The following is a 14,379-nucleotide window of genomic DNA, read 5'->3' on the forward strand; positions in this document are numbered from 1 at the left end:
CGTTCATGGATTTGCACGTGGAATTTTCCTCGCTGGCAATCAGGATCCGCCAGGCCCGGCCTTACTGCCACTCCACCACATAATCGTCTTTCAACCGCCGCCCGGTGTTCATTTCGGGTTCGGGCAGATAGCTGCCAGCATCTCGCTCCTGGCCCTGGAAGCTCACCTGGCGCTGCGCGCGCAGCACCTGCCGGCCGTTCGCGCCAGAGGCGGCCTGGCCCCACACCGCCGACTCGGCCGCGTTGTTGGCCGTCATGTTGGTGTGCAACAGCACCCGGCCGTCGCGCTCCACCAGGATCAGCAGCCAGCCGCTGCCGTAGATGGCGGTAAGCGGTGCATCGGCATGCACCAGGCGCGCCACGCCGTTGCGGCCGGTGCCGGTGCGCGTCTTCATCAGGTTCAGGAATGCGCTGCTGGTGATCTGCGCGCGCTCGAAGTCGCGCCGCAAGGCGGCAGCATGGCGCTGGGCTAGGCAATCAGACAGGGACTCCACCTCCTGCTGCGTAAACGCCGAGGGCGGCAGGTACAGGGTGTCGCCGCGGTCGTGGCCGCTGCGCTTGCTGGTGCCGCTCGTATCCAGGTTCAGGCCCAGGTTGTAGATGCGCGGGCTTGCCTGGCGCAGCCAGGGATCGAGGTTCTTGTAGTAGGCCTCGTAGTGGATGGCAGCCAGCACGACACCCCGGTAGCGGTAGCGCAGCTCTGCGCGCGAGCCGCCGGCCTCGTTCTCGCCCCAGGGCCGGGCGTCGACGATGAAATCGCCGCCGGGACAAGCCAGGTGCGTGACGGGCTGGAAGGATTGAGCCATGGCATGCGCTCCCGTGAGGACGAGGCCGGAAAAGACTGTCATGAGGCGTTTCAATGCCGACACCATAAACCCCTTGCGCTCTTCTCGCATCTGGCATGCAGGTCCTGCACAATGGAGCCTCCAACACTGGCGAGATCAGCGGGATCATCGTTGATGCAGGGCAACGAACAGCCCCGTGGAGTCTGTTCGGCCTCCAGGAGCGAGGGGCACCATGCCTCAACGGGGTGGCGTTGAACCCGTCAGGTCAAAAAAAAGCCCCATCTGTGAAGAAGGGGCTTTGGATGTGCGGGACTTCATGGGACGGATTGATCAATCTGTCCAGGTCCTTGATTTTTTAGCTAACTGGCGGAGAGGGCGGGATTCGAACCCGCGGTGGGGATTAGCCCACACACGCTTTCCAGGCGTGCGACTTAAACCGCTCATCCACCTCTCCGGAGCCCTCGATTATAGCCACAGGAAAGCGGCATTTTGCCCTGTTGTTTCATGCGCCTCAAAAAAGTCTGCTTTCGGTCCCTCCGCTGAACGGTGGCGTCCATGTCGCGTGCGGGCACTCTGCGGGATTGCCGCACTATCGATCTCATGGCCGCGCGCTTAGACTGAATCCCTCTTGAGAGGGAAAACCAATGCGATATCTGAGGCAATTCGGCAGAGTGAGCGTGATCGCGCTCGCTATGGTCACCTTGCATGTTCATGCAGCCACCCTGACGGTGCTGAACATCAGCGATGCAGGCGCGGGGTCGCTCCGCGACAGGATATCCGTCGCGGCGCCTGGGGATACCATTGTGTTTGGGCCAGGTGTCACAGGCACGATTCCGCTGGCCTCCACGCTGTCGGTGGCCCAGAATCTCACCATTCAAGGGCCCGGGGCGGGCAATCTCACGATCAGTGGTCAGAACACCGTCCGCGTTCTGGAAGTGACCGGCGGGGTCCTGGTGCTTTCGGCCGTGACGATATCGAACGGATTCACCGCGGGGCTTGGGGGCGGTGTGAACCTTCTGGGCACAGCAACGCTGGCGCTGCGCAACAGCGTATTGAGCAACAATGCTGGTAGTAATGGTGGTGCGATGGCCGTCGCCAGCGGCAGCACCCTGACGGTCACTAATTCGACCGTCGCAAACAACACCACCACGGGTGTCGGTGGTGGTGGCCTGATCAATTTCGGCACTTCAACGGTGACCGGCAGTACATTCCTTGGCAACACCGCGCCGATCAACGGCGGGGCGATCAACAACCAACCCGCCGGCGTGCTGTCGGTTACCAACAATACCTTTCGCTCCAACACTTCAGCGGGCCTTGGTGGTGCCATGGCCAACCTTGGAACGGTGACGGCTGTCAACAATACGTTCTCTGGAAACCAGGGGAGCGGCGGTGCTGCTGTGGCGACGGGCAATGCCAACGCGACTTTCCACAACAACATATTTGCTGACCAGGTCGCGGCTGCGGCGCCCGGTGCTCTTTCGCCGGCCGGCAGTTTTTTGACCTCCAGCAACAACGTGTTCTACAACAATCTCGCTGCAGGTGTTGCGGATGACCAGACTGGCTATGGGACGCTGAACTTTGTGTGGACCGGCACACAGCCCGTGGGGCCGCTGGCCAACAATGGGGGGTCTACGCAGACCATGCATCCTGTGCAAAACGGAGCTGCGATCTGTGCCGGCTCCGTGGCGCTGTTGCCAGCGGGCATCACGACGGACCAGCGTGGCAGCCCTCGGGCGTCGGGGAGCTGTGTCGATGCGGGTTCACTGCAGCACAACTCGATTCCGACGTTATCGACCTGGGCACTCATTTTGCTCGCCAGCCTGTTGGTGACGTGGGGTATGCGCCGCTCTGGATTTGCAAGGTATTGATTGGTGACGGGTCGGGCGGACTTTGGCAGGTGCAGGCACATCAGACGCCGCTCCCGCCCAGAGCCATGAGAAACGGGCCCTTACGGGCCTGTTTCTTTATTGCCAGCCATTGAACAGCCTGCCGAGCATGCCGGTAGCCCACATCCTGATGCGCCCCTGGCTTGTTGTTCAACTCCCCGGACAGCGTGCAGCAGGCACTTCAACTGGCCTTCTGAGCCTGCACCATCTTCATTGCCGACCCAATCAGTGCCGACACCTCGGTCATGTTGCTGGGCACGATGAGCGTGGTGTTCGAGTCCGCAGCCACCTGGCTGTATGCCTCCACCGCCTTTTCCGCGACCTTGAGCTGGACGGCTTGCTCGCCACCCGGCTGGCGGATGGCCGATGCCACGCGTTCGATGGCCTGGGCATTGGCTTCGGCCACGGCCTTGATGGATTCGGCCTCGCCCTGTGCCTTGTTGATGACGGCCTGCTTTTCGCCCTCGGATCGCGCGATGAAGGCCTCGCGCTCGCCGGTGGCGATGTTGATCTGCTCCTGGCGGCGGCCTTCGGAGGCGGCGATGAGGGCGCGCTTTTCACGCTCGGCTGTGATCTGGGCCTGCATGGCATGCAGGATTTCCTTCGGGGGGGTCAGGTCCTTGATTTCGTAGCGCAGCACCTTCACGCCCCAGTTCAACGCGGCTTCGTCGATGGCTTGCACGACCTGGGCGTTGATGATGTCGCGCTCTTCAAAGGTCTTGTCCAGTTCCAGCTTGCCGATGACCGATCGCAGCGAGGTCTGCGCCAGCTGCGTCACCGCCATGATGTAGTTGCTGGAGCCATAGCTTGCCCGCATGGGGTCGGTGACCTGGAAGTAGAGGATGCCGTCCACCTGCAGCTGGGTGTTGTCGCGCGTGATGCAGATCTGGCTGGGAACGTCGAGCGGGATTTCCTTCAGGCTATGCTTGTAGGCGACCTTGTCGACAAAGGGCACCAGGAAGTTCAGTCCCGGTGTGAGGGTGCCGGCATATTTGCCCAGGCGTTCCTTGACCCAGGCGTTCTGCTGGGGGACGACCTTGACCGAGCGCGCGATGAAGATCACGGCAATGACGAGAATGACGATGGCAATTTCCATGAAGGACCTCTCTTTTCTTTTCTGGGAGTGAAGCGTTGGCGGCCGCTACCTACAGCGGATCGACCAGCAGGCGGTTGCCCACCAGTTCGGCCACGCGGTGCATGCCCGTGGAGGGCGTGACGCCCGGGCGGTGAATGGCTGTCCAGGTGGCGCCGCGGTATTTCACCGTGGTGGTTCCGTCCGGGTTCCAGCCTTCGATGAGGATGGTCTCGCCAATGTCCATGTTCACGCTGCGGTCGGCGCGGGCGGACGGGTCTCCGGGACGTTTTTTCTTGAGGTAGTACCAGCCCACCACCGCCCCACCGCCCACGATGGCGGCGGCCACGATCTGCACCGTGACCGGCAGGCCCAGGTGCGCGGCCAGGGCGGCTGCCACCAGGCCCACCGCCACCATGAGCAGGTAGAAAGTGCCCGTGAGCAATTCCGCGACGACCACAGCGCCCGCGGCCAGCCACCAGATGGTGGATTCCTCCATAGCCGACTCCTCGTTGTTTGTGTTTAGTGCACCACATTCTGGGTCAAAAGCATGGCAGTTCAAAGGCGCGTCAACGTTATTCCTTACACTTCGCGCCTATTTCGTTTTTTGGCCGGGCAGGGCACGGTTGCACGGAGGCTGCGCATGAAGTTTCGCTTTCCCATCATCATCATCGATGAAGACTATCGTTCCGAGAACACTTCGGGCCTCGGTATCCGCGCGCTGGCGCAGGCCATCGAGTCCGAGGGTTTCGAGGTTGTGGGGGTCACCAGCTACGGCGATCTGTCGCAGTTCGCGCAGCAGCAAAGCCGTGCCAGCGCCTTCATCCTGTCCATCGACGATGAAGAATTCACCGTGGGCGAGGGGCTCGACCCCATCGTGCTGAGCCTGCGCAACTTCATCGGCGAGGTGCGGCGCAAGAACACCGAGGTGCCGATCTACGTGCACGGCGAGACCAAGACCAGCCGCCACCTGCCCAACGACATCCTGCGCGAGCTGCACGGCTTCATCCATATGTTCGAGGACACGCCCGAGTTCGTGGCGCGCCACATCATCCGCGAAGCCAAGAGCTACCTGGAGAGCGTGCAGCCGCCGTTCTTCAAGGCGCTGCTGGACTACGCCGAAGACGGCTCGTACAGCTGGCACTGCCCCGGCCATTCGGGCGGCGTGGCGTTCCTGAAAAGCCCCGTGGGCCAGATGTACCACCAGTTCTACGGCGAGAACATGCTGCGCGCCGATGTCTGCAACGCGGTGGAAGAACTCGGCCAGCTGCTGGACCACAACGGCGCCATCGGCGAGAGCGAGCGCAATGCCGCGCGCATCTTCAATGCCGACCACTGCTTCTTCGTGACCAACGGCACCAGCACGTCCAACAAGATGGTGTGGCACCACACGGTGGCCCCGGGCGACGTGGTGGTGGTGGACCGCAATTGCCACAAGTCCATCCTGCACAGCATCATCATGACCGGGGCCATCCCCGTGTTCATGAAGCCCACGCGCAACCACTTCGGCATCATCGGGCCCATCCCGCAAAGCGAGTTCGAGCCCAAGGCCATCGAGGCCAAGATCAAGTCCAATCCGCTGCTCAAGGGCGTGGATGCCAAGAAGGTCAAGCCGCGCGTGCTCACGCTCACCCAGTCCACCTACGACGGCGTGCTGTACAACACCGAGACTATCAAGGGCATGCTCGACGGCTATGTGGACAACCTGCACTTCGACGAGGCCTGGCTGCCGCACGCGGCCTTCCACCCGTTCTATGGCAGCTACCATGCCATGGGCAAGAAGCGCACGCGCCCCAAGTATTCGGTGACCTACGCCACGCAGTCCATCCACAAGCTGCTGGCGGGCATCAGCCAGGCCAGCCATGTGCTGGTGCAGGATTCGCAGACCACGAAACTCGACAGGCACCTCTTCAATGAGGCCTACCTGATGCACACCAGCACCAGCCCGCAGTACAGCATCATCGCCAGCTGCGACGTGGCCGCCGCCATGATGGAGCCGCCCGGCGGCACGGCCCTGGTGGAAGAAAGCCTGCTCGAAGCGCTGGACTTCCGCCGCGCCATGCGCCAGGTGGAAGATGACTTCGGCAAGAACGACTGGTGGTTCAAGGTCTGGGGACCGGACAAGCTCGTGGACGAAGGGCTGGGCCGGGCCGAGGACTGGATCATCCGCAGCGATGGCAAGGGCAAGAAGAACGGCAGCAAGTGGCACGGTTTCGGCCAGCTGGCCGACGGCTTCAACATGCTGGACCCGATCAAGTCCACCATCGTCACGCCGGGCCTGAACCTGGACGGCAAGTTCGACAAGACCGGGATTCCCGCGTCCATCGTGACCAAGTACCTTGCCGAGCACGGCGTGGTGGTGGAGAAGACCGGCCTGTACAGCTTCTTCATCATGTTCACCATCGGCATCACCAAGGGCCGCTGGAACACGCTGCTCACGGCGCTGCAGCAGTTCAAGGACGACTACGAGAAGAACCAGCCCATGTGGCGCATCCTTCCCGAGTTCTGCCAGCAGCACAAGCGCTACGAGCGCATGGGCCTCAAGGACCTGTGCCAGCACGTGCACGAGATGTATGCCAAGTACGACATCGCGCGCCTGACGACCGAGATGTACCTGTCGGACCTCACGCCCGCCATGAAGCCCTCGGACGCGTACGCGCACATCGCGCACCGCCAGACCGAGCGGGTGGAGATCGACCACCTGGAAGGCCGCATCACCGTGGGCCTGGTCACGCCGTACCCGCCGGGCATTCCGCTCTTGATCCCCGGCGAGGTGTTCAACAAGAAGATCGTGGACTACCTCAAGTTCGCCCGCGAATTCGCCAAGCTGTGCCCGGGCTTCGAGACCGACATCCACGGCCTGGTGGAGGTGGAGGACGAGAACGGCCAGGTGCGGTACTACGCCGATTGCGTGGCCGATGCGAACAAGGCCCCCGGCAAGAACCCCAAGCCGCTGGCCACCGCCAAGAACCTGGTGCAGGTGGGGGACGACGGCCCTTACGGGCGCATTGTCTGAAGGCCCGCGCTGACTCTTGGTTAGGGCATAAAGATGGCGGGAGCGCTTGAATGACAAGCGCTCATTGCTATATTTTCAATAGCAAATGCGCGCAAGACGTGCCTGCTCAGCGCGCGGGCATGTCTTCGCGTACCCGCACGAAGCTGGCAAACCGGGGCAGCCCGCCCCCGTGCGTGCCGCGATAGCGGTAGGTCACCCAGCTGCCCACCGGCGGTGGATGGCTGCGGTCGGCTTCGGTGAATCCTGCGCCCAGCCGGAAGCGCTGGCCCGAAGGCATCTCCACCAGCAGCGCGCCCATGCGCCCGGCATGACGGCCCTTGCCGGGCAGGTGGGCGACCACGCGGGCCTCGGTGTCTTCGTGGGTCTTGACCTTGACCAGATCGTCGCTGCGTCCTGACCGGTACAGCGAGGCGCCCCGGTGCAGCATCAGGCCTTCGCCCCCCGCACGCACCGTGCGCTGCAGCAGCGACTGCAGGGCGGCGTCGCTCGCCACGCGCTGTTGCGGCACGGCCTGCACCCAGGGCTGGCCGATGCCCGCGACCAGGGCGTTGAGCGCGGCGAGCCGTTCATCGAATGTGCTGCCGTGCCGGGGCAGGTCGAACACCATGAACCGCATCTGGCGCCAGGCGGCGTCATCGGGCTGCTGCTGCCGCGCGGTGGACTGCGCCTGGCTGAATCGGCCACGCCCGGCCCACAGTTCGCCGTCCATGGGGGTATCGGGCCACCCGGCGGTGAACCAGGCAGGGGCGGCAATCGTCTCGCCGCCGCGTGTGCGCAAGACCTGGCCGTCCCAGTAGCCGCGCACACCGTCGTATTTTTCGCTGACCCAGTAGTCCGCCAACGGCATGCCAGGCCGGTACACATTGGCCAGCAGCAGCGCGGGCGCATCCGCCGCACGGGCGCAGGGCAGGGCCGTGGCCCACGCCAGCCATGCCAGGCAGCTTCTGCGGCGCATGTGCTATTGAATGTGTAGCGGCTTGCGCTTTGCCATCAAGCGCTAGCGTGGATTCTGGTTCGTATTTCGTGGCGGGTCAGACCTGGTCGGCGCTCAGCCCGGCCGTCTGGCTGAAGCCTCCGTCCACGTAGGTGATTTCGGCGGTCATGCCCGAAGCCAGGTCGGACAGCAGGAACGCCGCCACATTGCCCACGTCTTCGATCGTCACATTGCGGCGCAGCGGCGAGGCGTCGGCCACGCGGCTGAGCAGCTTGCCGAAGTCCTTGATGCCGCTGGCGGCCAGCGTCTTGATGGGGCCGGCGCTGATGCCGTTGGCGCGGATGGCGCGGCCGTCCTCGGTGCGGCCCACGGCTTCGGCCAGGTAGCGCACGGAGGCTTCCAGGCTGGCCTTGGCCAGGCCCATGGTGTTGTAGTTGGGAATGGTGCGCAGCGCGCCCAGGTAGCTCAATGTGAGCAGCGACGACTTGTCGTTCAGGTAGGGCAGGGCGGCCTTGGCCATGGCCGGGAAGCTGTAGGCGCTGATGTCGTGGGCGATGCGGAAGCCCTCGCGCGAGAGGCCCTCGAGGAAGTTGCCGGCGATCGCCTCGCGGGGGGCGAAACCGATGCTGTGCACGAAACCGTCGAACTTGGGCCACACCTGGGCCAGGTCCGCGAACATGCGCTCGATCTGCTCGTCGCTGCCCACGTCGCAGTCAAAGATCAGCTTGGAGTCGAACTCGGCGGCAAAGTCGGTGATGCGGTCCTTGAAGCGGTCGCCCACGTAGCTGAAGGCCAGCTCGGCGCCCTGCGCGTGGCAGGCCTTGGCGATGCCGTAGGCGATGGAACGGTTGGACAGCACACCCGTGATGAGCAGCTTCTTGCCGGTCAGAAAACCCATTGTTGTTCTCCTGTGGAATGCGGAAATTGGCGTGGGCCGTGGCGCCCTGGCGGCCTGCGGGGGAATCTCCACAGCCTGCGCGGCGGCACCTTCGGCGTAGTGCAGAATTGTCGCATGCGGTTCTGGCTGACTTTTCTGCTGATGGGGTGTGCCGTCCCGGCGTGGGCCGCGCATGGGTACGCGCTGTGGGGCGACCTCAAGTACCCGGCGGGTTTTGCGCATTTCGACTATGTGAACCCCGCGGCCCCCAAGGGCGGCGAGCTGCGCATGGTGAGCAACCTGCGCTATTCCACGTTCGACAAGTACAACCCGTTCACCATGAAGGGCTCGGTACCCGCGTACCTGAGCGACCTGTTGTTCGAGACCTTGCTGACAGGCTCCATGGACGAGACGGCCTCCGCCTATGGCCTGCTGGCCGAGGACGTGCAGGTGGCCGACGACCGGTTGAGCGCCACGTTCCGCCTGCGCCCCGAGGCGCGCTTTCACAACGGCGATCCCGTCGAGGCCGCGGACGTCAAGTACAGCTACGACACGCTGATCGGCCCCTACGCGTCGCCCAGCTACGCCACGCTGCTGCAGGAGGTGGCGGGCGTCGACGTGCTTGACACGCGCACCGTGCGTTTTCGATTCAAGCAGCCCAACCGCGAACTGCCGTTGACCGCCGGGGGCATCCCGGTCTTCAGCCGCGCCTGGGGGCGCCAGCCCGATGGCAAGGCCAAGCGCTTTGACGAGATCGTGACCGACATTCCCATTGGCAGCGGCCCCTACCGCATCGGGCCGATGAAGTTCGGCCGCGACATCACCTACGAGCGCGATCCCCAGTACTGGGGCCGCAACCTCAACGTCAACCGCGGCGCCTTCAATTTCGACCGCATCACGGTCAAGATCTACAAGGACAACACCGCGCGGCTGGAGGCCATGAAGGCCGGCGAGTTCGATTTCATGACCATCTATTCGGCGGGCGACTGGGCCCGCCGCATCGATGGCAAGCTCTTCAAGCAGGGCGTGCTGGTCAAGAAAGACATGGCGCACAGGCTGCCCGCGGGGTTCCAGAGCTACGTGCTCAACACGCGCCGCCCCATCCTCCAGGACGTCCGCGTGCGCGAGGCGCTGGGCCTGGCCATCGACTACGAGTGGATGAACCGCCAGATGTTCTATGGCGGCTACCCGCGCGTGAAGGACCTGTTCGGAAACACCAGCTGCGAAGCCACGGGTACGCCGGGGCCTGAGGAGCTGGCCCTGCTGGAGCCCTGGCGCGGCAAGGTGCCCGACGCCGTGTTCGGCCCCATGTACACGCCGCCCGTGACGGAGGGAGACGGCCATTCGCTGCGCGACAACCTGCGCCGCGCCCGCCAGCTGCTGGCCGATGCGGGGTGGACGTACCGCGACGGCGCCCTGCGCAACGCCAAGGGCGATCCCATGGAGATCGAATACCTGGACAGCAAGGAAGCAGGGGCCCGGACCGTCACCCCCTGGATGCGCAATCTGGAAAAGCTCGGCATCACGCTGCGGTTCTCGTCGGTGGACTTTGCGCTGTACCTGCAGCGCATGGACAAGTTCGACTACGACATGGTCAGCCTGAACTACCCCGGCACCTACAACCCGGGGCAGGCCATGAAGGAGCTGTTCGGCAGCAAGGGGGCCGATGTGGAAGGCTCCAGCAACCACGCGGGCGTGAAGAGCCCTGCGGTGGATGCCCTGGTGACGGCGCTGACCCGTGCGCGCAGCCAGTCGGAGATGCTGCCCGCCTGCCGCGCGCTGGACCGCGTGATCATGCACAGCCACTACCTCATACCGCAGTGGACGCTGGCCTCGCACCGCGTGGTGTACAACCAGCAGCGCCTGGCCTACAAGGAGCCGATGCCGCCCTATGCCAAGGCGGAGGAATGGCTCATGTACTCATGGTGGAGCCTCAAGCCATGACCCCGAAGCCGCCGCAGCCCTGAGAGTCACCCTTTCCATCCAATGCTCGCCTACATCGCCAAACGCCTGCTGCTGATGCTGCCCACCCTGCTGGGGGTGCTGCTCGTGACTTTCGCGGTGATCCAGTTCGTGCCGGGGGGGCCGGTGGAGCAGTACCTGGCCGAAGCGCGCACGGCCGCGGGCAAGAGCGGCGTGGAATCGGGCGGCATGGCCTACCGGGGCGACCAGGGCGTGGACCCCAAGCGGCTTGCGCAGATCAAGGCGCTGTACGGCTTCGACAAGCCCGCGCACGAGCGTTTCCTGCAGATGCTGGGGCAGTTTGCGCGCTTCGACCTGGGCCAGAGCTTTTTCCAGAACAAGGCCGTCTGGGATCTGGTGAAGGAAAAGCTCCCCGTCTCCATCAGTCTGGGCCTGTGGACCTTCTTCATCAGCTACCTGGTGGCCGTGCCGCTGGGTGTGGCCAAGGCGGTGCGGGCAGGCTCGCGGTTCGACCTCGTGACCACGCTGATCATCCTCGTGGGCTATGCCATTCCGGGCTTCGTGCTGGGTGTGGCGCTGCTGGTGATCTTTGGCGGGCAGCTGCAGTGGTTCCCGCTCAGGGGCCTGACCTCGGCCAACTGGGACGAGCTTTCCTGGGGCGCGCGCATCGTGGACTACCTGTGGCACATCACGCTGCCCGTCACGGCCATGGTGCTGGGCAGCTTCGCGGTGACGGCCATGCTCACCAAGAACGCGTTCCTGGAAGAGATTCGCAAGCAGTACGTGCTCACGGCCCGCGCCAAGGGCCTGTCGGAGCGGCAGGTGCTGTGGAAGCACGTGTTTCGCAACGCGCTCATCCCCATCATCACCGGGTTTCCGGCCGCGTTCGTCGGTGCGTTCTTCACGGGCTCGCTCCTGATCGAGACACTGTTCTCCCTCGACGGGCTGGGCCTGCTCAGCTACGACAGCGTCATCCGCCGCGACTACCCCGTGGTGCTGGGCACGCTGTACCTGTTCACGCTGATCGGCCTGGTGACCAAGCTGGTCAGCGACCTGTGCTACGTGTGGGTGGACCCCCGCGTGAAGTTTGACTAGCCCGCCAGCCCGCCCAGCCAGCTTGAACCAAACGAACAGCCAGCCCTGATGAGCCCTGCCTCTCCATCGCCTTCGCTCTCTCCCGCGCGCCGCGCGTGGCTGCGCTTTCGGCGCAACCGCCTGGGCTACTGGAGCCTGTTGATCTTCAGTGCCCTGGTGCTGCTGAGCCTGTGCGCCGAACTGGTCAGCAACGACAGGCCGCTCATCGTGCGCTACGAGGGGCACACCTACTTTCCGATGCTCAAGGACTACCCCGAGACCACGTTCGGCGGAGACTTCGAGACCCCCACCGACTACCTGGACCCCTTCATCAAGAACCGGCTGAGCCAGGGCAGCAACTGGGCGCTGTACACCCTCAATCCGTACGGGCCCAACACGCTCAACTACTTCGCCAAGTCGCCCAACCCGTCGGCGCCCACCGGCGACAACTGGCTGGGCACCGACGACCGGGGGCGTGACCTGCTGGCCCAGCTGCTCTACGGCTTTCGCGTGAGCGTGCTGTTCGGCCTGGCGCTCACGGTGACGGGCGTGCTGCTTGGGGTGGTCACGGGGGCGATCCAGGGGTTCTTTGGGGGCAAGACCGATCTGGCGTTCCAGCGCTTCATGGAAATCTGGGGCTCCATGCCCGAGCTGTACCTGCTCATCATCTTCAGCGCCGTGTTCGCCCCGAGCATCTCGCTGCTGCTCATCCTTCTCTCCCTGTTTGGCTGGATGGGCCTGTCGGACTACGTGCGCGCCGAGTTCCTGCGCAACCGCCAGCTCGACTACGTGAAGGCGGCGCGGGCCCTGGGCGTGGGCAATGCGCAGATCATCTGGCGCCACATCCTGCCCAACAGCCTCACCCCGGTGGTGACCTTCCTGCCGTTTCGCATGAGCGCGGCCATCCTCGCGCTCACTTCGCTCGACTTCCTGGGCCTGGGCGTGCCGCCCGGCACGCCGTCGCTGGGCGAGCTGCTGAGCCAGGGCAAGAACAGCATCGACGCGTGGTGGATTTCCTTGTCCACCTTCGCCGTGCTGGTCACCACCTTGCTGCTGCTGACCTTCATGGGCGATGCGCTGCGGGACGCCCTCGACCCCCGAAAGGCCGATCAATGATCGCCCCCACGCCTGGCACCGGCATGTCCTCGCTGCCCCCCGGGGGCGCTCCCGCTGCCCCGCTGCTCGACGTGCGGGATCTGCACGTGCGCTTCGGCGCCAAGGAGGTGGTGCGCGGGGCCAGCTTCACCATCGCAGCCGGCGAAAAACTCGCGCTGGTGGGCGAGTCCGGCTCCGGCAAGACCATCACCGCGCTCAGCCTGCTGCGGCTGGCGGGCAATGCCGCCATCACCGGCCAGGCCATGCTGCGGGGGCAGCGCGATCTGCTGGCGCTCACGGAGCGCGAGATGCGGGGCGTGCGCGGCGGCGAGATCGCCATGGTCTTCCAGGAGCCGATGACCGCGCTCAACCCGCTGATGACCATTGGCACGCAGATCGCCGAGATCCTGCAGCTCAAGAAAGGCCTGACGGGCGAGCAATGCGCGCAGGCCGCCGTTGCGCTGCTGGCCAAGACCGGCATTCCCGAGCCCGCGCGCCGCGCCAACAGCTTTCCCCACCAGCTCTCGGGCGGCCAGCGCCAGCGCGCCATGATCGCCATGGCCCTGGCCAGCGAGCCGCAGCTGCTGCTGGCCGACGAACCCACCACCGCGCTCGACGTCACGCTGCGCGGCCAGATCCTGGACCTGCTGTCCGATCTGCAGCGGCAGAACGGCATGGCGGTGCTGCTGATCACGCACGACCTCAACCTGGTGCGCCGCTTCGCGGACCGCGTGGCCGTGATGGAGCAGGGCGTGCTGGTGGAGCAGGGGTCCGTGGCCGAGGTGTTCGGCGCGCCGCAGCATGCCTACACCCGCCGCCTGATCGCCAGCCAGCCGCGCCGTGACGTGGCACCCGCCGATTCCCCCGCGGGCACGCCGCCGGTGGTCCAGACGCGGGACCTGCGCGTGGTGTACCCCACGCCGCTCCCCGGCCTGCGGGGATGGTTCCAGAAAGGCGAGTTCGTGGCCGTGCAGGCCGCCACGCTCGCGCTGCCGCCCGGAGAGACGCTGGGCGTGGTGGGCGAATCCGGGTCGGGCAAATCCACGCTGGCGCAGGCCATCCTGGGCCTGCTGCCCTGCACCGGCCAGCTGCAGGTCGGCGGGCAGGCGTGGCAGCAGCCCGCCACGCGCAACACGCCCGCCAACCAGCAGCTGCGCCGCCGCGTGCAGGTGGTGTTCCAGGACCCGTTCTCGTCGCTCTCTCCGCGCCTGACGGTCGAAGAGATCGTGGGCGAGGGCCTCAAGGTGCATGAGCCCGCGCTGGGCGTGGCCCAGAGGCGCGCCCGGGTCGAGGCCGCGCTGGCCGAGGTGGGCCTGGCCGAGGCCCAGTACCCGCGGCTGCTCGAGCGCTACCCGCATGAATTCTCCGGTGGGCAGCGCCAGCGCCTGGCCATCGCGCGCGCCCTCATCGTGCAACCGCAGGTGCTCGTGCTCGACGAGCCCACCAGCGCGCTCGACGTCACCATCCAGCAGCAGGTGCTGGGCCTGCTGCAGCGCCTGCAGAAAGAAAAGGGCCTGAGCTACCTGCTCATCACCCACGACGTGGACGTGATCCGGGCCATGGCGCACCAGGTGCTGGTGATGAAGGATGGCTCCGTGCTGGAAAGCGGCAGCGTGGACGAGGTGCTGGACGCACCCCGGCACCCGTACACCCAGCGCCTGGTGGCCGCCGCCACCGTGCCCGGGGCGGAGTAGTTTCTGTCCGAAATGGCCGCTGGC

General features: G+C 65.2%; 11 protein-coding genes and 1 tRNA gene. 6 read left to right on the plus strand and 6 right to left on the minus strand.

Annotated elements, in window-relative coordinates; translation table 11 throughout:
* Positions 1-61: 61 nt before the first annotated feature.
* A complete protein-coding gene (locus AC1RVY_RS09975) occupies positions 62-847 on the minus strand; it encodes a hypothetical protein (protein WP_492806449.1) in 786 nt (261 codons plus the stop codon).
* 301 nt (positions 848-1,148) lie between these two features.
* Positions 1,149-1,238, minus strand: a tRNA-Ser gene (locus tag AC1RVY_RS09980).
* A 223-nt stretch (positions 1,239-1,461) separates the two neighbouring features.
* On the opposite strand from AC1RVY_RS09980, the gene AC1RVY_RS09985 reads away from it, so the two are divergent.
* Positions 1,462-2,652 carry an IPTL-CTERM sorting domain-containing protein gene (locus AC1RVY_RS09985; RefSeq protein ID WP_492806451.1) on the plus strand — a complete coding sequence of 397 codons (1,191 nt, stop codon included), beginning with the start codon at positions 1,462-1,464 and terminating at the stop codon, positions 2,650-2,652.
* Between the two features lie 199 nt (positions 2,653-2,851).
* Here the strand turns inward: AC1RVY_RS09985 and AC1RVY_RS09990 are convergent, their stop codons facing one another.
* Positions 2,852-3,766: an SPFH domain-containing protein gene (locus AC1RVY_RS09990; RefSeq protein WP_492806452.1), complete on the minus strand. Its 915-nt coding sequence runs from the start codon at positions 3,764-3,766 to the stop codon at positions 2,852-2,854.
* A gap of 49 nt (positions 3,767-3,815) precedes the next feature.
* Positions 3,816-4,241 (minus strand): NfeD family protein, encoded by a 426-nt coding sequence (locus tag AC1RVY_RS09995; protein ID WP_492806454.1) that lies wholly within the window; start codon positions 4,239-4,241, stop codon positions 3,816-3,818.
* A gap of 144 nt (positions 4,242-4,385) precedes the next feature.
* Between AC1RVY_RS09995 and AC1RVY_RS10000 the strand changes: the two genes are divergently transcribed.
* Positions 4,386-6,758 carry an arginine/lysine/ornithine decarboxylase gene (locus AC1RVY_RS10000; RefSeq protein WP_218294298.1) on the plus strand — a complete coding sequence of 791 codons (2,373 nt, stop codon included), beginning with the start codon at positions 4,386-4,388 and terminating at the stop codon, positions 6,756-6,758.
* Positions 6,759-6,864: 106 nt separating this feature from the next.
* On the opposite strand, the gene AC1RVY_RS10005 is transcribed toward AC1RVY_RS10000, so the two are convergent.
* Complete coding sequence (locus AC1RVY_RS10005; protein ID WP_492806455.1) at positions 6,865-7,713, minus strand: DNA ligase; 849 nt, start codon at positions 7,711-7,713, stop codon at positions 6,865-6,867.
* Positions 7,714-7,789: 76 nt separating this feature from the next.
* Entirely contained in the window at positions 7,790-8,590 is an 801-nt protein-coding gene (gene fabI / locus AC1RVY_RS10010) for an enoyl-ACP reductase FabI (protein ID WP_218294300.1), read from the minus strand.
* Positions 8,591-8,704: 114 nt separating this feature from the next.
* On the opposite strand from fabI, the gene AC1RVY_RS10015 reads away from it, so the two are divergent.
* The 4 genes from AC1RVY_RS10015 to AC1RVY_RS10030 are packed head-to-tail and all read left to right on the plus strand — an operon-like array spanning position 8,705 to position 14,355.
* Positions 8,705-10,513 carry an extracellular solute-binding protein gene (locus AC1RVY_RS10015; RefSeq protein WP_218294301.1) on the plus strand — a complete coding sequence of 603 codons (1,809 nt, stop codon included), beginning with the start codon at positions 8,705-8,707 and terminating at the stop codon, positions 10,511-10,513.
* Positions 10,514-10,555: 42 nt separating this feature from the next.
* Complete coding sequence (locus AC1RVY_RS10020; RefSeq protein WP_218294302.1) at positions 10,556-11,587, plus strand: microcin C ABC transporter permease YejB; 1,032 nt, start codon at positions 10,556-10,558, stop codon at positions 11,585-11,587.
* 48 nt (positions 11,588-11,635) lie between these two features.
* The gene (locus tag AC1RVY_RS10025; protein WP_218294303.1) at positions 11,636-12,682 is read left to right on the plus strand and encodes an ABC transporter permease; all 1,047 of its coding nucleotides are present in this window, start codon (positions 11,636-11,638) and stop codon (positions 12,680-12,682) included.
* Positions 12,679-14,355, plus strand: a complete 1,677-nt coding sequence (locus tag AC1RVY_RS10030) for an ABC transporter ATP-binding protein (RefSeq protein ID WP_492806457.1) — start codon at positions 12,679-12,681, stop codon at positions 14,353-14,355. Before AC1RVY_RS10025 ends, AC1RVY_RS10030 begins: the two co-directional genes overlap by 4 nt.
* Positions 14,356-14,379: the final 24 nt, after the last annotated feature.

It is taken from the genome of Acidovorax sp. GW821-FHT11A03 (genome assembly GCF_058809075.1).